This is a genomic window from Comamonas sp. wu1-DMT (assembly GCF_040187805.1).
Taxonomy (GTDB): domain Bacteria; phylum Pseudomonadota; class Gammaproteobacteria; order Burkholderiales; family Burkholderiaceae_C; genus Comamonas; species Comamonas thiooxydans.
This window is the reverse complement of sequence record NZ_JBANEM010000007.1, coordinates 147763-172560: the sequence shown is the minus strand read 5'-3', so window position 1 is coordinate 172560 and position 24798 is coordinate 147763. Positions and strand designations below refer to the sequence as shown.

General features: G+C 60.4%; 26 protein-coding genes. 12 read left to right on the top strand and 14 right to left on the bottom strand.

Going from position 1 to position 24798, the window contains the following annotated elements; translation table 11 throughout:
- Positions 1-228 precede the first annotated feature (228 nt).
- The 4 genes from V8Z78_RS12355 (at position 229) to V8Z78_RS12340 (ending at position 3445) form a co-directional block, all read left to right on the top strand.
- Positions 229-1089, top strand: coding sequence for a hypothetical protein (locus V8Z78_RS12355; protein WP_349731455.1), 861 nt, complete (start codon positions 229-231; stop codon positions 1087-1089).
- Positions 1090-1370: 281 nt separating this feature from the next.
- Complete coding sequence (locus V8Z78_RS12350) at positions 1371-1808, top strand: hypothetical protein (RefSeq protein WP_349731454.1); 438 nt, start codon at positions 1371-1373, stop codon at positions 1806-1808.
- A gap of 68 nt (positions 1809-1876) precedes the next feature.
- Positions 1877-2224 (top strand): PRC-barrel domain-containing protein, encoded by a 348-nt coding sequence (locus tag V8Z78_RS12345; RefSeq protein ID WP_003062855.1) that lies wholly within the window; start codon positions 1877-1879, stop codon positions 2222-2224.
- A 1026-nt stretch (positions 2225-3250) separates the two neighbouring features.
- Positions 3251-3445, top strand: coding sequence for a hypothetical protein (locus V8Z78_RS12340; RefSeq protein ID WP_003053971.1), 195 nt, complete (start codon positions 3251-3253; stop codon positions 3443-3445).
- Between the two features lie 340 nt (positions 3446-3785).
- Here the strand turns inward: V8Z78_RS12340 and V8Z78_RS12335 are convergent, their stop codons facing one another.
- Positions 3786-4166: a cupin domain-containing protein gene (locus V8Z78_RS12335; protein WP_034361542.1), complete on the bottom strand. Its 381-nt coding sequence runs from the start codon at positions 4164-4166 to the stop codon at positions 3786-3788.
- A 573-nt stretch (positions 4167-4739) separates the two neighbouring features.
- Positions 4740-4985, bottom strand: a complete 246-nt coding sequence (locus V8Z78_RS12330) for a putative hemolysin (RefSeq protein WP_034377602.1) — start codon at positions 4983-4985, stop codon at positions 4740-4742.
- A 320-nt stretch (positions 4986-5305) separates the two neighbouring features.
- Here V8Z78_RS12330 and V8Z78_RS12325 point away from each other — a divergent pair, with 320 nt between their 5' ends.
- Entirely contained in the window at positions 5306-6523 is a 1218-nt protein-coding gene (locus V8Z78_RS12325; RefSeq protein WP_349731453.1) for a GGDEF domain-containing protein, read from the top strand.
- A gap of 150 nt (positions 6524-6673) precedes the next feature.
- Entirely contained in the window at positions 6674-7453 is a 780-nt protein-coding gene (locus V8Z78_RS12320; protein WP_012838828.1) for a YoaK family protein, read from the top strand.
- Positions 7454-7467: 14 nt separating this feature from the next.
- Here the strand turns inward: V8Z78_RS12320 and V8Z78_RS12315 are convergent, their stop codons facing one another.
- From V8Z78_RS12315 to V8Z78_RS12300, 4 genes are all read right to left on the bottom strand, one after another.
- The gene (locus V8Z78_RS12315; protein WP_349731452.1) at positions 7468-8127 is read right to left on the bottom strand and encodes a GGDEF domain-containing protein; all 660 of its coding nucleotides are present in this window, start codon (positions 8125-8127) and stop codon (positions 7468-7470) included.
- Positions 8128-8194: 67 nt separating this feature from the next.
- Positions 8195-8635: a hypothetical protein gene (locus V8Z78_RS12310; protein ID WP_349731451.1), complete on the bottom strand. Its 441-nt coding sequence runs from the start codon at positions 8633-8635 to the stop codon at positions 8195-8197.
- Between the two features lie 159 nt (positions 8636-8794).
- The gene (locus V8Z78_RS12305; protein WP_349731450.1) at positions 8795-9904 is read right to left on the bottom strand and encodes a GGDEF domain-containing protein; all 1110 of its coding nucleotides are present in this window, start codon (positions 9902-9904) and stop codon (positions 8795-8797) included.
- On the bottom strand, positions 9876-10271 hold the full coding sequence (locus V8Z78_RS12300) for a PAS domain-containing protein (RefSeq protein WP_349731449.1): 396 nt from the start codon (positions 10269-10271) through the stop codon (positions 9876-9878). Before V8Z78_RS12300 ends, V8Z78_RS12305 begins: the two co-directional genes overlap by 29 nt.
- Positions 10272-10899: 628 nt before the next feature.
- Here V8Z78_RS12300 and V8Z78_RS12295 point away from each other — a divergent pair.
- On the top strand, positions 10900-11919 hold the full coding sequence (locus V8Z78_RS12295; RefSeq protein WP_349731448.1) for a D-2-hydroxyacid dehydrogenase family protein: 1020 nt from the start codon (positions 10900-10902) through the stop codon (positions 11917-11919).
- 29 nt (positions 11920-11948) lie between these two features.
- On the opposite strand, the gene V8Z78_RS12290 is transcribed toward V8Z78_RS12295, so the two are convergent.
- The 3 genes from V8Z78_RS12290 to V8Z78_RS12280 are packed head-to-tail and all read right to left on the bottom strand — an operon-like array spanning position 11949 to position 14802.
- Positions 11949-12755, bottom strand: coding sequence for a hypothetical protein (locus tag V8Z78_RS12290; protein ID WP_046460169.1), 807 nt, complete (start codon positions 12753-12755; stop codon positions 11949-11951).
- Between the two features lie 3 nt (positions 12756-12758).
- Positions 12759-13190, bottom strand: coding sequence for a DNA polymerase III subunit chi (locus V8Z78_RS12285; RefSeq protein ID WP_034361514.1), 432 nt, complete (start codon positions 13188-13190; stop codon positions 12759-12761).
- A 52-nt stretch (positions 13191-13242) separates the two neighbouring features.
- Positions 13243-14802: a leucyl aminopeptidase gene (locus V8Z78_RS12280; protein WP_349731447.1), complete on the bottom strand. Its 1560-nt coding sequence runs from the start codon at positions 14800-14802 to the stop codon at positions 13243-13245.
- Between the two features lie 23 nt (positions 14803-14825).
- Between V8Z78_RS12280 and lptF the strand changes: the two genes are divergently transcribed.
- The 5 genes from lptF to V8Z78_RS12255 are packed head-to-tail and all read left to right on the top strand — an operon-like array spanning position 14826 to position 19674.
- A complete protein-coding gene (gene lptF / locus V8Z78_RS12275; protein WP_012838835.1) occupies positions 14826-15935 on the top strand; it encodes an LPS export ABC transporter permease LptF in 1110 nt (369 codons plus the stop codon).
- Positions 15932-17035 carry an LPS export ABC transporter permease LptG gene (gene lptG, locus V8Z78_RS12270; RefSeq protein WP_046460167.1) on the top strand — a complete coding sequence of 368 codons (1104 nt, stop codon included), beginning with the start codon at positions 15932-15934 and terminating at the stop codon, positions 17033-17035. Before lptF ends, lptG begins: the two co-directional genes overlap by 4 nt.
- A gap of 3 nt (positions 17036-17038) precedes the next feature.
- Entirely contained in the window at positions 17039-17467 is a 429-nt protein-coding gene (locus V8Z78_RS12265; protein WP_046460166.1) for a sirohydrochlorin chelatase, read from the top strand.
- Between the two features lie 58 nt (positions 17468-17525).
- Positions 17526-18467, top strand: a complete 942-nt coding sequence (locus V8Z78_RS12260; RefSeq protein WP_349731446.1) for a CysB family HTH-type transcriptional regulator — start codon at positions 17526-17528, stop codon at positions 18465-18467.
- A 40-nt stretch (positions 18468-18507) separates the two neighbouring features.
- Positions 18508-19674 carry a pyridoxal phosphate-dependent aminotransferase gene (locus V8Z78_RS12255; protein WP_349731445.1) on the top strand — a complete coding sequence of 389 codons (1167 nt, stop codon included), beginning with the start codon at positions 18508-18510 and terminating at the stop codon, positions 19672-19674.
- Between the two features lie 116 nt (positions 19675-19790).
- Here V8Z78_RS12255 and V8Z78_RS12250 read toward each other — a convergent pair whose 3' ends face one another.
- From V8Z78_RS12250 to soxZ, 5 genes are all read right to left on the bottom strand, one after another.
- Positions 19791-20900 (bottom strand): YeeE/YedE family protein, encoded by a 1110-nt coding sequence (locus V8Z78_RS12250; RefSeq protein ID WP_349731444.1) that lies wholly within the window; start codon positions 20898-20900, stop codon positions 19791-19793.
- Between the two features lie 96 nt (positions 20901-20996).
- Positions 20997-22730, bottom strand: a complete 1734-nt coding sequence (gene soxB, locus V8Z78_RS12245) for a thiosulfohydrolase SoxB (RefSeq protein WP_179626391.1) — start codon at positions 22728-22730, stop codon at positions 20997-20999.
- A 206-nt stretch (positions 22731-22936) separates the two neighbouring features.
- Positions 22937-23590: a sulfur oxidation c-type cytochrome SoxX gene (soxX, locus tag V8Z78_RS12240; RefSeq protein WP_003062816.1), complete on the bottom strand. Its 654-nt coding sequence runs from the start codon at positions 23588-23590 to the stop codon at positions 22937-22939.
- Between the two features lie 9 nt (positions 23591-23599).
- Positions 23600-24409, bottom strand: coding sequence for a sulfur oxidation c-type cytochrome SoxA (gene soxA / locus V8Z78_RS12235; RefSeq protein ID WP_046460163.1), 810 nt, complete (start codon positions 24407-24409; stop codon positions 23600-23602).
- Between the two features lie 77 nt (positions 24410-24486).
- Positions 24487-24798, bottom strand: coding sequence for a thiosulfate oxidation carrier complex protein SoxZ (soxZ, locus tag V8Z78_RS12230; RefSeq protein ID WP_003053938.1), 312 nt, complete (start codon positions 24796-24798; stop codon positions 24487-24489).

Below are 24798 nucleotides of genomic sequence, written 5' to 3'. Positions count from 1 at the left end.
TACCTGGTGCGTGATCTCGCTCGGTTTCAGCGCATGGAGTCTCCTCAACCACCGGGGAGTCAGAGCCTGAAAACGCGCTCGAAGCACCACCACAGGACAAACCAGGGACGTGCGCACTCATTGCTGCAGCCTGCCTTTCCTTGCTCCATCAGCCGCCCGCGCCAGACGACAATGTCAAAGCAGCACCAACTGACCAAAACCAGAAATCCGACAGGCCACAAGGCATCAATGAACCGCACCGAATTTCTGCAACAGCCCGAAGTCATTGGCTTTACCGACTGGCTTGCAGCCACACTCCCCCAGCGACAGATTCAGTTGAACATTCGCTCTTCCAGCTACGTACCCAAGGGCTTGATGGCCACCACCCGTTTTGCCGATCTGGTACCTCACCACTACCGCTGGCGGGGGACTGGCCTGGCAACGGGCGACTGGGCCGAGTCGTGCATCAAGACAAGCGCTCTTTCTGCCAAGCTGCGCGCTGCCGTGCAGGCCAACGATGCGACAGCCACCCTGGCCGCCTGTAGCGACGTGCTGGACTGGGGCGGCGAGCGCAACCCCGAAGAAGGCGCGCGGCCCTTTCTTGTGGGCCTTGGCACTAACATCAGCCACTACATTGCCCAGACCCACCAGGAAATGGCGCTTGGCTCGGCCAGCCTGCGTACCGGCTTTCCGACAGTGCGGCTCATGAACTCCATGCTCACCAAGGTGCACGCCTTTTATTCAGCCGAAGGCTTGCCCATCTATGACTCGCGGGTCAGTGCTGCAGCGGCTGCACTGGTGGAGTTTTGGCGCCGCAGTAGCGGCACGCGCCACCTGCCCGATACGCTGAGCTTCCCTCTGGCCGGCGGCAGCCAGAAGCCCCAGCACAAACTGGCTTGCCTGTTTGACCAGCCACCGTCGCCGGGCACCCTGCTCTACACCAGCCAAAGCACGCCCCAGCGCTGGGCTGGCGCCAAGGTACGGCTGGCCTGGGTAATGGCCGAAACCCTGCGCAAGACCCCCAGCCTGTTTTCAGGCCAGCCTGATCGCATGCGGGCCATGGAAGCTTCACTCTTCATGGTGGGCTACGACCTGAACTGCCTGGCCTGAACAAAACAGCCCCTGCCAACCAGTCGTTGCAGGGGCTTTTCTCCGCATCCAGGCATTTAGGTCAGATAGGCCTCCAGCGCTTATCCATCAAACGCCGGAAGCTATCAAAACGGCTAGCTCTGAAAAAAGCCAATGGGCCTGTCGAATGCGGACATGGGCAAAACGGCAAGACTGGCGGAATCACGGCAACGCCCTTCACCAAGGCATAAGGCCGGCCGGTGTACACGCTTCAGGGTACTGCGGTTGGAGCGACTTGCATCGGGGAGGCAGCAATCGCAACCATGAGTGAGCCCAGAACCCAGCACATCCTGCTGTGCATCTGGATGAATACTGTGAGGAATATCGAGAGTTCCGCCTCAAACGTAAACCAAATGCTACGTAATGGCTGTGAATTCACAAAATTCAGCGTTGCGCCACGTTCTCCTACAAAAGGGTTTTCCATGACTCGGCGACCATGCACCCACAGCAAGCCAACCCGGTTTGCTGGTCACCAACCTGAAGGAGTGAAGGACATGACGCAACAAGCGAACCAGCAGCACAACCCCAGCCAACAGGACAAGCAGCAACAGCAGCAACAGCAGCAGCAAAACCCTGGGCAACGCCAACCAGGCCAGAACACCAGCCAACCCGGCCAGCAGCAACAGCAAACCCCTGGACAGCAGAAGACCCCTGCTCAGCAACAGCAGCCTGGGCAACAGCACAAAACGCCCCAGCAGTGAATGTGAGCGCCTCAGCGCTGGCCCACCTTGCCAGCGTTGTTCTGTACCACGCAAAGAAAGGAGCAGGAATGCAACCAGCCTCACCTGTCATCTCATCCGATCGTGTCAACGGCACCAGCGTCTACAACCCCAACGGCGACAAACTGGGGGCTATCGACTCACTGATGATCGACAAGCTCACCGGCAAGATTCGATATGCAGTGATGCAGTTTGGCGGTTTCCTGGGCATCGGCTCAGATCTCTACCCACTGCCGTGGGATAGCCTCAAATACGAACCCAGCCAAGGCGGGTACGTGGTTTCCGTCACCAAGGAACGGCTTGAAAACGCCCCTCGCTACGAGGGAGGCACATTGCCTGAATACACCGACGACTACGGCCGCCGTGTTTATGACCACTACGGTGTGCCCTTTGTCTAACCCCGGCACGCAACCACACATGCGCTAGTGCCCAAACTCAAGAAGAACCGCAGGCCGGTCGGCGCCGGCCACCAACCAGTTGGAGTTCAGCCCACCTCACGGTCGGCTTTTTTTTTGCGCGGAGATTTTCAAATGTAGCCTCCTGGCCCCGCGGGCCTTAAGCGCGACCTCTCCCCGCAGGGTCAAGCGGGGCCATCTGGTGTGATGGTTCCCGGTACAAGGTATTGCTCAAAATCGAGGCCTGAAATACGCTTTACCAATACCGTGGTGCACAAGCCGTGAGCTGCGGTCTGAGCGGTCACACCAGATGGTGATGATATCCATTGCTTTCTGCCGAGCCTGAGGTTCTCTACCCTCCCTCTGCTTCCCCAGGCACGCCGCAAGGCATCGGCCTTTACACGCAAGCCCACCAGCCAACGCCGGTGGGCTTTTTCTTTGCCGGTAGACGCTCAGTGCAGCCACGCAACACATGAGGTCGATGTCTGTTGACGCGCTGTACAGGGGAAATTTAAACTACTGTACAAATGAACAGCACTGATAAAAATAACAGTAAAATTCAAGGCAACAGCTTGCTGCGCCAGAGCGCGAAGCGCATTCACTCCACCATACCTTTGTTGGTTTCACCTGCTCTCAAGAGCGCTGGTCTTTTTTTATCCGACACCGCCCATCCAGCGGGCCTGCTTCTCGCCAAAAGGAGACTCCATGCTGTACAGCACCGTTCCTCAACCCGTTGATGAAGACCTCGTGCAGCGCCTGCGCGAGAAGGGAGGCCTGTGAAATGGCCACACATCCCCACCGCCCTGCTCGCGCTGCTCCTGACAGTCCTGCTCTTGATCGCCCCGGCCTTGGAACAAGGCTACTGACCGCCGTGCAATGGGGCCTCAGCCTCCTGGGGATCTTTTGCCTCATCGGCGTGGCGGTCGTCATTGCCACCACCCCGGAAGCCTGGCCGCTGTGAACGGTCGACCTCATCGATTTTGATAACCACAGGCGTTTTCCTGACAAGCGCCAGACCGGAGAAATATCATGGAAAAGATCATCGAATCCCTGATCCTCGTCGCCGCCATCTTCATGGGCGTACTGTGGCTTGCCACCCCCAACGCCCAGGCAGACGAACCCACCACCCTCACCAAATCCGTGCGCGACGAGTTCGCCTGCCCGGGCATGCACGCCGAATGGCTGGACGCCCACACCGTCCAGTGCCTGCGTGAAAAGCCCTGATCTACCGTCCCGCTGCCCCCCGCGAACAGCCCATGCCCCATCGACACCGTACGGCAACGGCAACAGCTCCAGCACCACGACAGCCAACACAGCCGGCTGCTGCCTGCTATGGAAAGCAAGACTGCTAGTTCAATCCAGACGATGCCATCAGCTGCAGCACACCTTCAAATGCAGATAGGGCGGGCGCAACGCAATCGCCAATTCAGAAGCTCGGAAACGCCCGCCAAGCAGACAAAAGCCCGCAAGGTTCCAGACCTAGCAGGCTTTTTTGCCAAGTGGTTGGCATGTACTACCGCTACCTCAATCTGCTATGGCAAGCCCGCAAGCACTTGCGCGAGCGTTACTCGGAAGGTTTTGCGTAGACCTCTGCACTCAGCACCTCAAGGCCGACAAAGGGTTCAGTCCCTTCGACCCAGGCATCGTGACCGGGTGGGATGGCGTAGGACTCCCCTGCGCTGAGCATTTTCTGAGAGCCGTCCTGCATTTGAACGGTGAGCTTTCCCGAAACAACGTGCCCCACATGCGAGAGCTGGCAGTAGTCGGTCTTCACCACGGGCTTGATGCATTCGGACCAGCGCCATCCGGGCTCAAAGTTGAACCGTCCAATCGTGTAGCCCTGAAGCTTTACGAGCTCCACGCGAGTTTTGCTAGGTGTGCGAAGTTCATCAGGCTCGCTGTGTGACCTGACTTCTAGCTTCTCAACGCTGACTGGAGTGGCCATGATTTTCTCCTTCATAAGAGCTGCACCTCGAGCCCCCAAGGAATTCTTCAGGTATAGCTGGTGAGCCGAAGGACAGATGAAAAAACTTATCACTACGTCATTCGCATGGCATTGCCAGGAGCACTTATCAGTTACCAATTGCTGCATGCGGCACGGCACTGTCTGCGCCGCCCAATTCACGGCTGACAGCAAAAAGCATGCTTTGACATACGTGGTGCCTACGCGGCCCATCTAAAGCGCCACAAGTTCGCACAGATTTTTCAGATTTGCATACAGCAAGCAGATCGAATGCAGCTGCAGCAAGAACGGTATGACTTCTTTGCGCAGCCCCAAGACGGCGCGGTGCTGACTATTTTGGGCACAGCCAATGCCTTAGCCATTGATAAAGCTGGCTGAACTGTCCAGACCCCGCCCACCCAGCCTGCGCCGTATGGGCTTTTTTGTCTGCCATTCACGGAGACACGATGGGTCGCGCCGCCCCCTTGGCCTCAGCGAGGTAAATGCCCGAGTCATCCGCCGTGCACCAAGAACCTACTAGCACTTGAGCCCGCTGATGTTAGGACTACGGCTCGGTTACTTTGCAGGGTGGTCGCGGCGGAACAGCTCCCACTCGTCGATTTCCGTGCCGTTGGGCAGCACGCAGATGCCGCGCTCTCCGGCAGTGGTCTTCTCGATGCGGGTCTTGCCGCCCAGCTTGGCGCAGTACACCGATGCGGGGTTGGCCATGCCGATCACAGGCGCAGCGGACTGAGGCTGGGCACAACCGCTGATGGCCAGTGCAGAAAGTACTGCGCTGGTGGTTCCAAGTGCTTTTTTCATGGGCTCAATGTAGCAAATGCCGCCTTTTTCATTGAGCCGCAAAAAATCCTGACTCACATCAATCTCTCATCTCCTTCATACATATGGGCCAAGGGTTGGCACCGACGAAGTTGGCGGCACTCTGTCAGCCAATGTCACTTTTAGTTATTTCACCTCCAAAAGAGGAAAAGTGAACTGTCAGAAATCGCAAGAAGTTGTTAATTTGTGATCCGGAAGATGAGCGGCTGACACATTAATGGCCGCCTTGGCATTTAGATTTGACTAGAGATATGGCCAGTCTGGCCTGTCTGTTGGTGATCACTAGCAGAAGGGCTGTGTGTATGCATACGAGCAACGACCACATCTTTGTGTTGATGCCATCTCTATCCCTGCTCTTCCTGGCCGGCCTGCTGGGAGTGTGCTGGGCGACCCAGCCCAAGCAACGCTTTCTACTCTGGCTGTGCGCCTCTTTCCTGCTAACCGCAATGTCCATCAGCATTCGCAGCGTGCTGAAGTTTGAAGTCCTCAATCACTATGTGGTTCTCGTCAACGCACTGTTTCTGGCGGGAGCTTGGTGTTTTTCCAAGAGCTTTTCAGAGCGTCGGTGCGTACCCACATATCCGCTTGCAGCCCTTGTCTTGTGTGCCGCGACGCTGGCCTCGCTCTACTATTTCGCCAACGTGGCACAGAACCAGGTGGGTAGACTGCACACATTCGGTATAGGCGTAGCTCTGATGCTCTTGCTGCCAGTGCCGGCAGTCCTCAAACGAGGCCTCACCAACGACTGGCTGGATAGGATTTTGCTGTGGTCCTATGTGTTTTATGCCGTCTTTACCATGCTGCGCCCGACGCTGGTCGCGACTTTCGCGCATAACGGTCTCGGCGATGCCATGGATGCCAACTCAACCTATTGGCTGACAACGCTGATGAGTATTTTGCTTTTTGCATTGCTCTTCACGGTTTTAGTCTGTGCAGTCACCATCAGGGACACAGTCCGTCAACTGCGCACTGAACGCGACCTGGATGCTCTGACCCAGATACTGAATCGCCGCGCATTCAGTGAAGCCGCACAGCATCGCCTGGCCGACCAACGCCTATATCCCATGGCGCTTCTGGCCAGCGATATTGATCATTTCAAACGCATCAACGACAACTGGGGGCATGACAAAGGTGACGAGGTCTTGCAGCTTGTCGCCAGAGCGATGCAGCACAATGTGCGCAGCAATGATCTGGTTGCACGCTTCGGCGGTGAAGAGTTTATGGTTCTGCTGACAAAGATCGATTTGCAAGGTGCCGAGCAAGTCGCCAAGCGCATTGGCCTGGAGTTGAGAAATGACCAGGAGCTATTGCCGAAAGGGCCAGCCCTGACGCTGAGCTTTGGCATCACTTCAATCAGCAATGCCGACCAGCTTGAAGGTGCACTGAGGCAAGCCGACCAGTTGCTGTACAGCGCCAAAAATGCTGGCCGAGACCGCGTTCATGTGGAAGGCCGCACTTACCCAGACATCAGCTTTGAACACACCTTACCGGCAGACCACCCCATGGCATTGCTGATGTAAGCCGGTGAATTCGCTGACCAATGCCATCACGCACCAGGCAGCTCACGTATCCAAGTTGGCCCACAATGATTCCTGCATGGTCGCTGGCAAACCAATTTGCCAGCATTGATGCACCCCGTCATGGGTGCACTTTTGTCAGTGGAATCCTTGATGCGCAGACTTCGCCATCTCACCAACCGGCATCGCACGCCGTCCACCAATGTCGCCCTGGGTCTGCTGCTGGCCTTTAACGCAGGCGCGGTCAACGCTGGCGGCTTTCTTGTGCTGCGGATGTATACCTCGCACATGACGGGCTTTGCCTCTCAACTGGCTGACGGCCTGGTGCTTGAGAACGCCAAGCTGCTGCTGAATGCGCTTGGTGCCATCATCGCCTTTACAACAGGCGCGGCCGTCTGCGCGTTGCTGGTGAACTGGGGGCGCAAACGCCATCTGTACAGCGTCTATGCCCTGCCGCTGATGCTGGAGGCCGTCATGCTGATTGCCTTCGGCCTGATGGGCACAGTCACCTTGACCTGGAACACTCCCTTCGCAGTGCCGCTGACCGTTCTGCTGCTGTCCTTCATGATGGGTTTGCAGAATGCCGTGGGTTCCAAGACATCCGGCGGCAGCACTCGCACCACGCACATGACCGGCAATTTCACGGATCTGGGCATGGAACTGGGCAAGATGTTCTTCTGGAAGCGCCACGCCAACGCCGGCCTTCAACTGTCGCCCCTGGTTCGGCATGACTGGCGCCGTATGAAGGTGTCCGCAGGGCTGATCTTGATGTTTGTGCTGGGCGGCATTACCGGTGCACTGGGCTTCAAGCATATCGGCTTCATCTGCGTGGTTCCGCTGGCCGCTCTTTTGCTTGTACTGTCCGTGCCGCCATTTATGCGCGATGCAGCGCAGTCCGCCGAGCGGCCGTCACTCTTCAGCAAGAAGAGCTGAGTGCATCCGGTATCTCACGCCGCTGCCGCGACGTCCCCGGGTCCATGCACGACGACCTGATCGCGCCCAAGCTCCTTGGCCTTGTAGAGTTGCTGGTCAGCCCTCATTAGGGCTTCGCGCAGATCGCTGCCGAATGGACTGACAACGACACCCATGCTCAAGGTCACGCGCTGACCATCGGGCAATGGCGCAATGATCTCGACCGCTCCGGCACGAATACGCTGCGCCACACGTTGTGCAGTCTCAATGTCGGCATGGGTCAACAGCAGCACAAATTCTTCGCCTCCAAAGCGAGCCACCAGGTCGGTTCCACGGACACTTGCCTGTATGACTTCCGCGACGGCCTTGAGTACTCCGTCTCCATATTCGTGCCCCCAGTTGTCGTTGACCCGCTTGAAGTGATCCAGATCCGCCACCACGATGGAAAGCGGTTGCGCTTTTCGATCCCGGGCCAGCGGGTCTGCAAGCTCCCAGAAGCCGCGACGATTCAACACGCGAGTCAGCATGTCGTGATTGCGCTCGTCTCTGAGTGTGGCCATTGCATCCCTCATCGAAACGATGAGCATGAGGCCCGAGAACACCAGGCTGAACAATAGCGAGCCCAGCATGGTGACCAACCAGTAAATGGAGCTGAGCATGTCCTGGAGCTCAGTGAATCCCAGAAACAGCACCATGATGGGCCTGAGCACTGTATAGATCGCAAAGGCCCCATAGGACCGGTAAAGCAGCTTTTCCAGCCCGTCACGTCTGACTTTTTTTTAGCGCAATGGCAGGAAACGGTATGAAGTGAATGATGCCAAGCCCTGTGTTCAGCCAGAGCACGCGCGCAGCAATGTTGTCCTGCACGATGCTGTACTCGTAAAGAGCAGCAACCACGATGATCGATACCAGGGCCGAGATCTTGGGATATGAGGAGACGGAAAACTTTTGAGCGACGCCCCAGGTACAGAGCCAGGCACCAAGCAGATAAATGGGCCCGGTGTAAACAGCCCACCGAACCAGTTGTCCGTGAGGTGTCAAGCACTGCCAACCCAAGGCAAGCCCCGTAAGTGTCAACCCACAAGCCGTCGAGAGCAGAAACACTGAGCGGCGCTGTGCAAGCCAGCAAAAAGCCATGAGTGCGCCCAGTGCCGTTATGCATACCGGCGCGACCAACAAGTACAGCTGCAAATTGCTAGGCATGAATCAGCCGATCAGTAAAGCTCATTCGCGCGGCTACACATTGGTGGCTACCCATGCTCTGAGGTTAGGAAGAAGGAGTCCGTTTGATCAGTGGACTGTTGAATTCGGGGCGATGTTAGCAAGTGTCCAAAAGCCGAGAAATCGATTTCCCGACAAATATCAGTTACCGGCTCCGGTGCGCGGGACGGGCCAGGCGTCACGAGAGCCATCCCTGCTGCGCTCGAGTTCGTCGCTCCGGCCCGGATAGCGAGCCATCCGGACCTGATTGCGGCCCGAACTCTTGGCCCGGTACAAGGCCATGTCGGTGCGGCGCAGCAGTTGCGCAGAGGCTTCACCGGCCTGCCAGCTGCCCACGCCGAACGACATGGTGATGGTTCCTGCCGCCGCGTAGCTGTGCGATGCGATGCTGCGGCGCAGCCGCTCGGCCAGCTCCAGGGCCGCCTGCAGGCCGACGCCCGGTACGATGATCAGGAACTCCTCTCCACCCCAGCGCGCAACATGCTCCGAAGACCGTACGGTGCTCCTGAGGACTTTTGCGATCTGCTGCAGAACCTGGTCGCCGGCCTCATGGCCGAACTGATCGTTGACCTGCTTGAACAGATCGACGTCGCACATGATCAGTGCATAGGGAACGCCTTGACGCTCGGCAATTCGCTGGCAATTTTCCAGCTCATAACTTCCGGCACTGCGGTTGGGCAAGCCGGTCAGATCATCCCGGTAGGCCCGTACCAGCAGTTCCTGTTCACGCTGAACCAGGTCGCTGATGTCTTTGGAAATGCTCACATAGTGCGTTATCCGGTGCCTGGCATCGCGCAGCGCCGAAATGCTCTGGGCGGCATGGTAGAGCTCGCCATCCTTGCGCCGATTGATGAAAGTCCGGCTGAAGTTTTCTCCGCGCACCAAGGCGTCGCGCAACTCGGCATAAAACTGTGCCGTATGTGAGCCGGAGTGCAGCATGGCCGGCGTGCGACCCATTACTTCTGCGGCGCAATAACCCGTCTGATGCTCAAAAGCATGATTGACAAACACGAGATAGCCATTGCGATCGGTAATGAATACCGGCGCATTGGCCGAGTTCAACGCCTGGATCATCAAATCCCGCTGCCTTTCGCTTTCCACCTGCCGCGTCACATCCTGCTGCACGGATACAAAATGCGTGATCTTCCCGTCTACATCCCGCACGGCAGAGATATTCCAGGACACATGGTATGGCGTTCCATCCTTGCGGTAGTTGACTGCGCTACCTTGAAAAAAAACGACCCTCGGCAAGGCATTGGCGCAATTGCTCAATCGCCTGCTGATCCGTCTCGGGGCCCTGCAATATACGCGGAGACCGGCCCAGCAGCTCCTCTGTGGCGTAACCGGTCATGCTGGTAAATGCCTTGTTGCAATAGCTAATGAACGGGCCACCGCCAGCCATTTCGGCATCGGTTATCACCACGGCATTAAATGCCTGGGCCACAGCCACCTCAAGCAGTTGCGGTTGGGTATCCAGGCGAGAATCAGAAAGTGACGAAATATAACTATTCTTCTCCATCGCCACATTCTCACCTTGATTGGGAACGCTGCGACACATTATTTTCTGACCGCCCCTGACACCCGCACAGTCATCGATATCCGCGCCGGTATTGAGCAAGCGGCCGGCAGAGATGTTAATGATTGGACATATATGAAATGCTTGACAAACTTTTTACCCATATGGACCGGTTTGCGAACCGGTTTGCATTTGGCAGCGCACCGAAAATGACCGCCTGGTCAACAGACCGGAGGCGCAAACCTTTGGCCTCTGAATCAGGCAGAAGATATTACAAAGCTACTGCACATCGGACAGGCTCGAACGGTCGGTGCTGAAGCAGCCAAGCCGCAGATGCCACGAGTGCCCGGCAGCCCGGCATTTGCGGATCGTGTCGCCTCGATGCGCTGACGCACCGGTCGTCTGCGTACCAGCTCGGACATACCGGTAAACCCCAGTTTTGCCGGTCACAGCCACTGCAAGCCACTGACCGTCTCCGGCCTGGATCACAATGGCATTCGCAACCCAGAGCTTCTTGGGGCATGGTCATCAAGCGCCTGCAAATGCCATGCGTCAGCCTGGCTTTCAAAACCGGTGCCAAACCTGAGCTAAGCTCTGGTGTGTGTAGGGTGTGCACGCAGGGAATCTGGTGGCGTCGATTTGGCGTAAGTTTTCACGAGAGCAATCCTAAGCCTTTGATCGCATTGAATTTCATTCAATAAACTCAGCCACTTACTTAAGGATGCCAGTGGTGAACATCGTTATCCTGGACGATTACCAAGACGCGGTTCGCAAGCTCGATTGCGCCAAGCTGCTCGATACCTTCAACGCCAAGGTCTACACCAACACCATCAAGGGTGTGGGACAGCTATCAGTCCGGCTGCGCGATGCGGATGTCATCGTCCTGATTCGCGAGCGCACCCAGATCTCGCGCCAGCTGCTCGATAAACTGCCCCGGCTCAAGCTGATTGCCCAGACGGGCAAGGCGGGCGCGCATATCGATGTGCAGGCCTGCAGCGAGCGTGGCGTGGCGATCGCGGAAGGCGTGGGCTCTCCGATTGCGCCGGCAGAGCTGACCTGGTCGCTGATCATGTCGGCCATGCGTCGCCTGCCGCAGTACATCGCCAATCTCAAACATGGTGCCTGGCAACAGTCGGGACTCAAGGCGGCATCCATGCCGCCCAACTTCGGGCTGGGCAGCGTGCTGCGCGGACGCATGCTGGGCATCTGGGGTTATGGCCGCATCGGGCAGCTGCTGGCGGGCTACGGCAAGGCTTTCGGCATGCAGGTCTGCGTCTGGGGCAGCGAAGCCTCGCGCCGCAAGGCCGAGGCCGACGGCTATCTGAGCGCCCCCTCCAAGGAAGCCTTTTTCGAGCAATGCGATGTGTTGTCGCTGCATCTGCGCCTGCACGACGCGACGCGGGGCATCGTGACGGCACAGGATCTGGCGCGGATGAAACCGACCGCCCTGTTCGTCAACACCTCGCGCGCCGAGCTGGTGGAGCCCGAAGCCTTGCTCTGCGCCCTGAACCGCGGCCGCCCCGGCCTGGCCGCCATCGATGTCTTCGAAAGCGAGCCGATACTGCAAGGCCATGCCTTGCTGAGGCTGGAGAACTGCATATGCACACCCCATATCGGCTATGTGGAACAGGACAGCTATGAGCTGTATTTCCGCGCGGCGTTCGAGAACGTGGTGAACTTTGCCAACGGCCAGCCCAGCAATATTCTGAACCCCGAGGTTTTCAACGGTCCGCTGCGACTGAACCGCTAGGCTGGGATGCCGCGGCCAGCGGCTATCGGCTATTGCCGGGTCTGCTGTGCAAGCTCGGCCTCCACGGCTTCGTAGACCGATTGACGCACCACGGTCTCCACTTCTTCACGCAGGCGCAGCACCATGGATCGGGTCTGTGCTTCCACAACCTGCGCTATCGCTTCCTTGAGCTTCTGCTCCAGAACCAGATCCACCCGCTGCATGAGTCTGTGGACCAGATACTCTTCGGTCACCACGGCACCGTGCGCATCCAGTGCCTGCTGCAGGCCGGCTGCACCAAAGACCGGGGCGGGTTCAACAGCCTGCTCCACATCTTGCGCCTGGACGAGTGGCTCGGCCGCTTCCTCATCGAGTGCCTCAGACCCGGGTTGAAGTTCTTCATCCTGGGGTTGGCCTGCGTCCGTAACGGATGGCTGCTCCGCCTGGTCTGCGAGCGGACATGCCTCCACGAGTTCGGCAGTTACCAACTCAGTCTCAGGCTCCACCTGCCTGGCCGATATTGCTTCTACCACCTCCCCAGCCATGCTCTGCGCAAATGACTGCTGCGGCGGCAAGGATTCCGGCAAAGGGGGCAGTTGATGCGGAATACCTGCAGGCCGGCCGCGGCCGTAGAGACCGTCCGCCAGCCATGAGGTGTGAAACGACGGCCTCGCCAGAGGGACAACGCTGTCTCCCAGCGTCCGCGGGCCTAGCACCTGCTGCGCAGCTCCCTGAGACTGCTCCGGTGGCGCCGACTGAGCGCTGTCCGCAGTGTCTTCAAGCGCGGCAGCTTCGGGCTGAACCACCTCGGTCAGGGTGGGGACGAAGCGTGGCGGAACTTTGGATGAGGAGTTCATGACCTAGCCCTTGAGATTCAGATCGTGCCGGACGATGGAAAAACCACGCGCTGCATAGTCGCGCCAGCGGGCACGCGCATCCTGGCGATCCATCTCATCGCCGGAAGAAACGATTTCCACCACGCGCGCGAAGCGCTCAAACCCCGACGGCACCTGCGGCGTGAGATTGACCAGGACATCGTAATGAGGCAAGTCCTGCAGGTGTTCGGCCAGGATGACGGGAGAAGCAGCAAGCATCCGCGCTCCATCCGACTCGCAAGCATGCGCGAGAAAATCCGTGGCCGACACGCTCCACAAACGGGGCGAAAGCCGGCTCAGCGCAGCTCCATCCCCCAGAACCACGATACGCGCACCATGACGCAGAGCCTTGCGTGCGAATCGGCACACATAGCCCAGCTTGTCTGGTGCATTGAAATGAAAGGCAATTTCTGTCACAACTCTTGGCGGCAGATGCGGCCTGAAACCAGGCCGCATCTGCCGACTTTTCTTAAGCCGAAGCCTTGGCAGTCACAGGCGTGCGGCGCGAAGCCGCAGGTTTGGCAGCACTCTTGCGAGCCACCGGGGTCCTGGCAGCAGTCGCTGCTGCAGCGGCAACCCGGCCTTCCTGACCCAGCAGATATTGCACCAGCAGGCCTACGGGGCGACCCGTAGCTCCCTTGGCAGCACCGCTCTTCCAGGCAGTACCGGCGATATCCAGATGCGCCCAGGGAATATCGCCCACAAATTTCTGCAGGAACTTGGCGGCCGTCACCGCACCTGCGGCGCGCCCTGCCACGTTGCCCATGTCCGCAAAATTGCTCTTGAGACCATCGGCGTACTCCTCGTCCAGAGGCATGCGCCAGCAAGGATCAAGCGCAACATCGCCAGCGGCCTGCAACGCGGCTGCCAGCTCGTCGCTGGTCGAGAACAGGCCGCTGCGCAAACCGCCCAGGGCGATCACGCAAGCGCCAGTCAGCGTGGCCATATCGACCAGCGCAGAGGGCTTGAAACGCGCTGCGTAATGCAGCACATCGCACAGCACCAGGCGACCTTCTGCGTCCGTGTTGAGGATCTCGATGGTCTGACCGCTCATGCTGGTCACCACATCGCCAGGCTTGACGGCTGCACCGTCGGGCATGTTCTCGCATGCAGGAATCAGGCCCACGACATTGATGGCCGGCTGCAGCTTGGCCAGCGCCTGGAACACGCCCAGCACGCTGGCAGCACCGCCCATGTCGAACTTCATCTCGTCCATCTCGGCTGCAGGCTTGAGCGATATGCCGCCGGTGTCAAAAGTGATGCCCTTGCCCACCAGCACGATGGGGGCCACGTTCTTGGCCGCACCGTTGTAGTGCAATTCGATGAAGCGCAGGGGTTCGCGCGAGCCCTGGGCCACCGCCATGAAAGCACCCATGCCCAGCTTGGCCACATCGGCAGGGCCGTGAATCTTGCAGCTCATGCGTGCTGCCTTGGCAATGCTCTTGGCAGCATTGGCCAGCAAGGTGGGCGTTGCATGGTTGGCCGGGCGGTTGGCCCATTCGCGGGCCATGGCAACGCCCTCCTGCTGCGCCACTGCGGTATTGAAAGCAGCGGTAACAGCAGCCGTCTTGGACGATACGCCCAGCACGAGCTTGGTCAGCGCAACGGGCTTGGCCTGGGATTTGGTGTGGGTATAGAGGTAGGTCGCATCGGCAACCGCCTGCACGGCAGCCGCCACAGCCTGGGCATCGGCATCAAAGGCAAAGCTCACAACAGCCTTGGCAATGCCTTCGGTCTTGAGCACCGCACCGCAACCGGCCAAGGCATTGCGCACGTCCTTGGGGGTACCAGCTCCCACGCCCAGCAGCACCACACGACGTGCGGCAATGGCGGGCACTTGGTACAAAGGCAATTGCTTGCCGCAAGACAGGGCAAAATCACCCTGCTTCACCGCATGAGCCACCATGGCTCCGATGGCGTCGCTGCCGAATGTGCCCGATGCTGCCTGTTCAGAAACAAGCACCAACAGCAAATCACATTTTTCGCGCGCTGCAGCGGCAGCGGTCAGAGCCTTCAGTTCAAAGTTCATAATCGGTGTTTTCCTTTTAGCCAATGTTATTCGATTCATCCATACGCAAAGAGCTGGCCCGCAGCTTTGGTGCGACGGCCGTGGTTCTGATCACTGTGGTGATGACCATGATGCTGATCCGCACCCTGGGTCAGGCTTACAAGGGCAGTGTCAGCCCTTCCGACGTGATGCTGGTCATGGGTTTCACCGTGCTCGGACAACTCCCGACCATTTTGGGCCTGAGTCTGTTTGTCGCCATTGTGGGATCTCTTTCCCGCATGTACCGCGACAGCGAGATGGTCATCTGGTTTGCCGCCGGCCAGGGTCTGGCCAGCCTGCTCAAACCCTTGCTGCGCTTTGCCTGGCCGGTGATTCTCATCACGGCCGTCCTGGCCCTCGGCGTGCTGCCCTGGTCCTATCAGCAAATCGAGCAGATCAAGACCCAGTTCCAGCAGCGCAGCGACTTGGATCGCATCGCACCCGGCGAGTTCCAGGAATCGGCCGGCGGCACACGCGTGTTCTTCGTGGACAAGGACTCTCCCTCGGACATGGCGGCCAGCAATGTCTTCGTGGTCTCGCGCGACCCCGGCAAGGAGTCCGTGACCTCGGCAAAGGGCGCGCATCTGGCCGTCATCAAGGGCCAGCGCATGGTGATTCTCGAAGACGGCCAGCGCATGGAGACACGCAGCGACGACGGCTCGGTGCGCATCACCGAATTCAAGGAATACGGCGTGCAGGTCGACAACGACAACCCCGTCGCCATTGAGGAGATGGCGGCGCGCAGCATGCCCACCAAGGACTTGATCGGCAAGGACGAGCCGATTGCCCGCTCCGTGCTCGCATGGCGTCTGGGCCTGCCGTTTGCCGCGCTCAACTTTGTCATTCTGGGCCTGGCCATCTCCAGCGTGAACCCGCGTGCGGGCAATAGCAGCAGCCTGATGATCGCCCTCTTCGCCTTTATCGTTTACTACAACCTCATGACACTGGGCGAGAGCTGGGTCAGCGCCAACAAGATAGGCATGTGGGGCATTCTGGGCCTGCTGCACGGCAGCATCCTGATCGTCAGCGTGCTGGTACTGCTGGCGCGCCATTTCCGCTGGTCGCCGCGCGATCTGCTGCAGCGCTCGGGCACCCGCAAGGAGGTGGCACGATGAAAGTCCTGCGCAACCTGATCTATCGCGAGGTCGTACAGGCCGTCCTGTATGTCTCGCTGGCCTTTCTGGCGCTGTTCTTCTTCTTCGACCTGGTCGATGAAATGCGCTGGGTAGGCAGCGGCAACGCCGGCTACACCGCCACGCGCGCCCTGCTGTTCGTGGCCCTGTCCATTCCGGGCCACCTCTACGAGCTGATGCCGATTGCCGTGCTGATCGGCGCCATCTTCGTGATGGCCAAGTTCGCCCAGAGCTCGGAGTTCACCATCATGCGCACCAGCGGCATGGGCCCCTGGCTGGCACTGCGCACGCTGCTGATTCTGGGCATGAGCTTTGTGCTGCTCACGGTGCTGGTGGGCGACTATATTGCCCCCGCTGCCGACAACTTCAGCCAGAAACTGCGTGTGGTCAGCAAAGGCCAGATCTCCCGGGGCGCGACAGGCGCCTGGCTCAAGGAAAAGCAAGGCGATCACTCGGTCGCCATCAACGTCGGCGCCGTCAAGAGCCCTGGCGACTTCGTCAATGTGCGCATCTTCGAGTTCGACAGCAAGGGCCGTATCGCCGCGCAGATCAACGCCCAGTCGGCCCAGGTCGATGAAGACAGGGAGCAGTGGACGCTGCAGGGCGTGCAAGGCAGCAAGGTGGCCCAGGATGGCGATGTCACCAAGCTAAGTCCAATCAGCGAAGCCAGCATGAACTGGCCCACCAAGGTCACTGCGGCCATGGTCTCGGGCGCGCTGCTCAAGCCTGATCGCATGACCACGATTGCGCTGTTCCAGTTCATACGCCATCTGCAGGACAACGGCCAGGCCGCGCAAAAGTACGAAATCGAGTTCTGGCGCAAGGTCTTCTACCCGCTGAGCTGCCTGGTGATGGTGGTTCTCGCCCTGCCTTTTGCCTATCTGCATTTCCGCTCGGGCGGCATCACGGCCTATGTGTTTGGCGGGGTGATGGCCGGCATCAGCTTCTTCCTGCTCAACAACGTGTTCGGCTATATAGGCACCCTGCAATCCTGGTGGCCCTGGCTGGCCGCCGCGGCGCCGGGCCTGCTCTACACCGCGCTATCGCTCTCGGCCTTTGGCTGGCTGGTACTGAGGCGCTAGGCCATGAACGACGAGCAACCCCCTTCTCCAGATCAAACCGGTCTGATCCTGCTGGCCCATGGCTCCAGGGATGCTCTCTGGCGCCAACCCATAGAGGCCGTGCACCAGCTGGTACAGGCAATGCGGCCCGACCTGCCCTGCATCTGCGCCTATCTGGACGCCTGCGCCCCGGATCTGCCTGCAGCCACTCAGACCCTGATTGCGCAAGGTGTCAGACATCTGATCGTGCTCCCGCTGTTTCTCGGCACTGGCAAACATGCACGAGAAGACATTCCGCGCCTTCTGGACGAATTGCGCCGGCAGCATCCCGCCTGTCGGTTCGATCTGCAGACCGCGGCGGGCGAGAATCCGCGCGTCACGTCCCTGCTGGCGCAGCTGGCAATAGAGGCGGCAGCCGGCACCGAAGCGCTCAAACATACAGATTTCAAATAAAAAATAGCTTCTTTAGATATTTGAAGCATAATGATGCAAGTTCTTAGTCCATGCCGTCATGAACCTGCATCAATTCCGCTTCGTTCAGGAAGCCGCCCGCCGCAATCTCAACCTCACCGAGGCGGCCAAGGCCTTGCACACCTCCCAGCCCGGAGTCTCCAAAGCCATCATCGAGCTTGAAGAAGAGCTGGGCATCGATATCTTTGCGCGCCACGGCAAGCGCCTCAAGCGCATCACCGAGCCGGGACAGGAAGTCCTCAAGAGCATAGAGCTGATCATGCGCGAGGTGGGCAACCTCAAGCGCATCGGCGAGCAATACAGCGCCCAGGACAGCGGCACGCTGAGCATCGCCACCACCCACACCCAGGCCCGCTATGTGCTGCCGCCCGCCGTGGCACGCCTGCGCGAGCTCTATCCCAAGGTCACCATCAGCCTGCACCAGGCCACGCCCGCCGAAGTCGCGCGCATGGTGATCGACGAAGTCGCCGAGATCGGCATGGCCACCGAATCGCTGGCCGACTACCCCGATCTGGTGACCCTGCCCTGCTACGAATGGCAGCATGTGCTGGTCATCCCCACGGGCCACCCGCTGGCGCAGAAAGAGCGCATCACGCTCGAGGACATCGCCCAGGAAGCCCTGATCACCTACCACCCGTCGTTTACCGGACGCGGCAAGATCGACCAGGCCTTCGAGATGCGCCGCCTGCATCCGCATATCGTGCTGGAAGCCATCGATGCCGACGTGATCAAGACCTATGTGCGTCTGGGCCTGGGCATCGGCATCGTGGCCGAGATGGCCATGCGCGACGATCCCATCAACGACCTGGTGGTGCGCCCCGTCGGCCATCTGTTCGGCACCAGCGTGGCCCGTGTGGCCATCAAGCGCGGCGCATACTTGCGCAACTTCGTCTACCGGTTTGCCGAGCTGCTCAGCGACCGTCTCTCGCGCGACCTCATCATGCGCGCCATGAACGGCAGCGTGGACGACTTCGGGCTCTGATCCTGCCCGCCTCAAGGGCCGGTGCCTGTGCGCCCGGCCCATGCATTGCAAGACTATCGTGACTCCCAACTTCCCCAGCAAGCTGCCCAATGTGGGCACCACCATTTTCACCGTCATGTCGGCGCTGGCCGCCGAACACCAGGCCGTCAATCTGGGCCAGGGCTTCCCCGACTTCGGTTGCGACCCCAGGCTGCTCGACGCTGTCAACGACGCCATGCGCGTCGGTCACAACCAGTACCCGCCCATGACGGGCTGGCCCGCGCTGCGCGAGGCCGTGGCTGCCAAGATCGAAACGCTGCACGGTCGCCGCTATGACGCGGGCAGCGAAATCACCATTACCGCCGGCGCCACCCAGGCCATTCTCACTGCCATCCTGGCCACCGTGCATGCGGGCGACGAAGTCATCGTGCTCGACCCCTGCTACGACAGCTATGTGCCCAATATCGAGATGGCCGGCGGCGTGGCCGTGCGGGTGCCGCTGACGCCAGGCAGCTTCCGCCCCGACTTTGCCAGGATCGCGGCCGCCATCACGCCACGCACGCGCCTGCTGATCATCAACAGCCCGCACAATCCCAGCGCCACCATCTGGAGCGATGCGGAAATGCGCCAGCTAGAGGCCCTGCTGGCGCCCACCAATGTGCTGCTGATCAGCGACGAGGTCTACGAGCACATGGTCTTCGACGGCGCCCAGCATCTGAGCAGCGCCCGCTACCCGGGCCTGGCCGAGCGCGCCTTCATCGTCTCCAGCTTTGGCAAGACCTACCATGTCACGGGCTGGAAGGTCGGCACCGTGGCCGCACCCGCCGCCCTCAGCGCCGAGTTCCGCAAGGTGCACCAGTTCAATGTGTTCACCGTGAACACGCCCATGCAGGCGGGTCTCGCGCAGTACATGCAGGACCCGGCGCCCTATCTGGAGCTGTCGGCCTTCTACCAGGCCAAGCGCGATCTGTTCCTCGGCGGCCTGCAGGGCTCGCGCCTGAAGCTGCTGCCCACGGCCGGCACTTATTTCCTCTGTGCCGACATCTCCTCGGTCTCGGATCTCAACGAGGCCGAGTTCTGCCAGTGGCTGGTCAAGGAAATCGGCGTGGCCGCAATTCCGCTGTCGGCCTTCTACGGCGACGGTTTCGACCAGCGCGTGGTGCGCTTTTGCTTTGCCAAGAAAGACGAAACCCTGATCGAGGCTGCAGCGCGCCTGCGCCAGCTCTGAAACGCTGAGACCCATAAAAAAGGAGCGCCTACCGCGCTCCTTTTCTCGTTTTCAGCAGGTTTTCATATTGAATCTGTTCATCAGAAAGCGCAAGCAGCTATCGAATTTTCTTTTCTTCATGCCGTCTTTGCCAGATGGCGCAGCATCAGCACCGCCCCCAGCACAATGCCGGCCAGCGCCACAAAGCTGCCCAGACTGAGCATGGAGATCGCGCTGATGCCCTGGCCCACGGTGCAGCCCATGGCCGTCACACCGCCCACGCCCATCAGCAGCCCGCCCAGCAAGTGACGGGCCAGGTCCCGGCGGTCGGCAAAGCCCTGCCACTGGAAGTCCCTGCGCCACAGCGCATGGACAAAGCTGCCCAGGACCACGCCAGCCACCGAGGCAATGCCCCAGGTCAGCACCTTGTTGCGATCACTGAAGAACATCAGCCAGTCCAGCGTGTGCGCCACCGGCGTGACAAAGCTGAAGGCCTCGATGCGGCCGCTATAGGTCGCGGCATAGACCTGCTCCAGCGTCTCGGGGTGCTCAGCCACCAGTGCCAGATGGCCGCCTAGCCACCAGGCCGCCGTCACGCACAGGCCCACCAGCAGCCCGCCCAGCAGCACGACCCGGCTGCGCTCGGCGCCGGGCCGGGGATCGAGGGCCAGCAGCAGCAAGAGCGCCCCCAGGCCCAGGCCCAGCACGCCGCGCAGCAGCGTCAAGGGCCAGGCGACATGACCGGCCAGCCACTCAGGTAGCAGGGCCGGGCCCGCGAATTCAAGATGCACGCTGTCCAGCCAGCGCACCCGCGCCACGGCGGTAATGCCCTTGAGCGTGGCAAAGGCGGCCACGCCCATGACCAGCAGCACCACCAGCGCCTTGAGGCTGCCGCTGCCCAGCCGGGTCAGATTCCTGGCCCCGCAACCCGATGCCAGCACCATGCCGCCGCCAAACAACAGCCCTCCCGCCAGGGCCGACAGCCACAGCAGGCGACGGCTGGCATAAAGGGCATCACCCACCTGCAACTGGCCCCACAGCGCCAGCGCCGTGAAGCCCAGCATGCTCACGGCGATGGCCATGCACCACTGGCGCGCCCGTCCCCAGTCCTGCAAATACACCACATCGCTGATGGCGCCCACGGTGCAAAAGCGGGTCTCGCGCATCACAAAGCCCAGCACAGCGGCCAGCAACAAAATGGCCACCAGAACGGTGGCCGTCAGGGAATCAAACTCGGCAGGACTCATGCGGGCATTGGACGGCGCGGCCCGGTTTCAAGGCAATGGCATATACCCCAGCCCGCGCGATAACACTGTCTTAATCGGCTTTCCAATCGGCTTTCATCAGGCCTTGGCCAGCCCCTGGTTGCCGCCGACATTGATCAGTCTCGGCTCGTCAAGCCTGCGCGGCCCGAGCGTCTTGCGGTCCTTGAGCCAGGGCTCGACCAGCTCCCAGATCGGCTTGTTGCCGGCCGTCCTGGCTTCCTCGGCCACGGGCGCCCAGCCGGCCACCTTGTATTTCTTGTCGGCCTCCAGCAGCTGACCGTTCAGGCGCATGTCGCTGATGCGCCGGCCCGCGCCGGCCGCCGGGTCGCACTGGTAATGCAGGCCGCCCACGCGCACCATGTCGCCGCCCTGCTGGTAGTAGGGGTCGGGGTTGAAGAGATTGTCGGCCACGTCTTCGAGCACGGTCTTGATCGTGGCGCCCGTCATCTCGGTCACCGTGGCATAGGAATAGGTGGTGGCCGTCATGTCCATCAGCCATTCGCGCGTGATGTCCTGCCCGGCCAGCAACGATGTCCCCCAGCGAAAGCCCGGCGAGAAGGCAATCGGCGCATTCTGCACCTCCATCATGGCGTCCAGCAGCAACTGGTCGCCCGTGCCGTTGAAGTTGCCACGGCGGTACAGCGTGCCGTCGGTGCGCGCCAGCACTTCGCCCAGCCGGCTTTCATAGGGCGCACGCACCCGGGTGATCAGTGCCTGCATCTGGGCATCGGCAGGCAGGATGTTGGCGAACACCGGCAGCAGGCGGTACTGGAAGCCACGCACCTTGCCGTCCCTCACATCAAAGTCCAGCACACCGAGAAACTTGCCGTTCGAGCCCGCGTTGGTGACTATGGTCTTGCCGCCTGCGTTCTGCACCAGCGTGGGCACTGGCATGCCGTCATGCGTGTGGCCGCCCAGGATGGCATCTATGCCGCGCACGCGGCTAGCCATCTTGAGGTCCACGTCCATGCCGTTGTGCGAGAGCACGACCACCACCTTGGCGCCCTTGGCGCGAACCTCGTCCACCATCTTCTGCAGATTGTCGTCCTGGATGCCGAAGCTCCAGTCCGCCACCATGTAGCGCGGGTTGGCGATCGGCGTGTACGGAAAGGCCTGGCCGATGATGGCCACGGGCACGCCGTTGATCTCGCGGATCACATAGGGCTTGAACACCGGATCGCCGAAATCGGCGGTCTTGACGTTTTGTGCCACAAAGTCGAGCTGCGTGCCGAAATCCTTGTCGATGATCTCCTGCACGCGCTGCATGCCGTAGGTGAATTCCCAGTGGCCCGTCATCACGTCCACGCCCAGCAGCTTGCAGGCATCCACCATGTCCTGGGCATTGGTCCAAAGCGAAGTGGCCGAGCCCTGCCAGGTATCGCCGCCGTCCAGCAGCAGTGCGCCAGGACGCGAGGCGCGCATGCGCTTGACCAGCGTGGACAGATGGGCAAATCCGCCCACCTTGCCGTAGCGCCTGGCCGCCGCCTCGAAGTCCAGATAGCTGAAGGCATGGGCCGACGCCGTGCCTGGCTTGATGCCCACGGAGCGCAGCAGATGCTCGCCCACCAGATGCGGGCGCTGGTTCTTCATCGCAGCAATACCGAGATTGACACTGGGTTCGCGAAAGTGAATCGGGTTGAGCTGAGCATGGCAGTCCGTCATATGCAACAGGGACACATTGCCGAACGGCGCCACCTCATACAAGGCCTTGTCGGCCAGCGACTGATCGGCGTAGGCATAGCGCTGCAATCCCATGCCCGAGACACTGGCTGCTGCCAGCACTTGCAGAAATTCGCGTTTGGAAAGACTCATGCTGATATCCGTTGGTACCTATGCAAACAAGGAGGCAAGCACGGGCATTTCTACCCTGCCCGATCCGAATTTGCATAAGTTGTGTGCGTAATGCTGCGCGCCGCAACTGCTTGGCAGACGCCAGGCAAGGGGTGCGAAGGGTCATCCCCTCTCGAATTGCGAAGCAATGCGAGAGAGGGGCAAGCGGCATAGCCGCTCAGAGGGAGCTATTTGTTGACGGGAGAGGCAGGATCGACAAGCAAGGCGACAAGATCTCGTGTCTGCGCTTCGGTGAGGATGCCGGAGTGACCGAAGCGGGGCATGCCCGAGCAGGCGTTGTAGGCCTTGGCGTTCCAGATCTTGCCCCAGGTGTACTCGACGATGGCTCTGGATTCGGGGCTAGACGGATCCTTGATGCCGCGAATCTTTCCATAGTTGTAGAGACTGGGGCCCAGCGTGCCAAAGGAGATTTCTTCCTTGCTGATCTGGTGGCAGTTGTAGCAGTTGCCGCCATTGGCGCTGCCTGCCTTGTCGCTCCAGGTCATGCCTCTACCGTTCTGGGCGATCTTTTCGCCCTCCTTCCAGTCGCCGAGCAGCTTGCCATCCTGAGGCCATTTGACGGTCTTGAGATTGGCAGCTTCGATGGCTTGCGCACGTGCAGGTGCCAACGGCTTGCCGGATGCATCGGCAGCGCTGCAGGCCGCATTCGATTCGTCCTGCTGCAGGCGATCGACCTTGGCGATGCCCTGGTCGCGGAAAGAGGTCTGCACCATCCTGGCCGTCAAGGCATCGATGTCCGCCGCCCCGTCGACGGAGGCACAGCCCAGCACCAGCAACGATGCGGCCACGGCCAGGTACGGCATGTGTTTTTGCTTGCGCATAGGGCCTCCTTATCGCTTGATGGCCGGTGCGGTTGACGTCCCGCCCTTGCCGTTGACGCCCATGAACACCCCCAGCGCCACCGTCACGTCGCTGGCGTAACCTGGATAGGGAAAGCGCTGCTGACGGAAGCAGTCGTTGAGGCGGCGCTGCATGCTCCAGAGCTCGCCTGATGAAACCCGATAGGCGGGCCAGGCGCCAAAGCCTTCCGCAGCCCCGGGGTTCCTGGTCAGATTGGGCAGATCCTGCATGCGGATTCGCTTGCCATCCGCACCATGGCAGGAGGCACAGGCAAAGTCATGCGGGCCGCCGCGCATATAGAACATGCGCTTGCCCGCCTCGTACATCTGCCTTTCCTGCGCATGGCCTTGGGGCAGGTTGAACTTCATGCCTTTGGACTGCGATGAAATCCAGGCCACCAGCCCTTCCATGTTCTTTTGCTCGTCCTTGCCGAACGCTGTTGCCGCAATCTTTTGCGCGTCCAGCCCCTGCAGCCTTTCCATGCAGGTCAGCAGGCGCGACTCCAGATCCTGCACCCTGCCCGTGTCGGCAAAATAGCGCGGCAGCTCCACAAAGGCACCCCTGACCACGCCCGGCCCCTTGCCCAGATCGCACTGCTCCATGGACGCCTTGCGGGGGCCGCGCTTTTGCTTCCACAGCTCCTCGCCCTTCATCTCGAACAGCTCGGCAGGGTTGCCGTCCTGCAGCATCTCGCGGTACTCGGCAATGCCGTCGGCCGTGGACTTTTGCGCCAGCACCGGCGCGGCCATGCACAAGGCCAGCACGGCGGCAGCCGCCTGGCCCGGGGAGGAATGTCTCATGGGGCACCTCTCTGTTTTTGATTGATTCTGGACTTGGGTGAAGGCTGGCCGGCGGCCAGCCGCTGTCTCTGCCGTGCTCAGCTCACGGTCGCTTCATCGGTTCGGGTCTCGCCCTTGTTGTCCTTCCAGCTCACCGAAATCTTGTCGCCAGCCTTGGCACCCTTGACCACGAACTGCAGAAACGGGTTCTTGGAAACCGCGGGCCCCCACTCAGCCTGCAGCACCTGCTTGCCGTTGTGCGCGGCCGTCACCTCCTGAATAAACCAGGCGGGCACGGTCTTGCCTTCCGCATCCTTGCGCTGGCCGGTCTCCATTTCATGGGACATCAGCACGCGCACGGTGGTCTTGTCACCTGCAGCCTGGGCACGAATACGCATTGGATCAGCCAT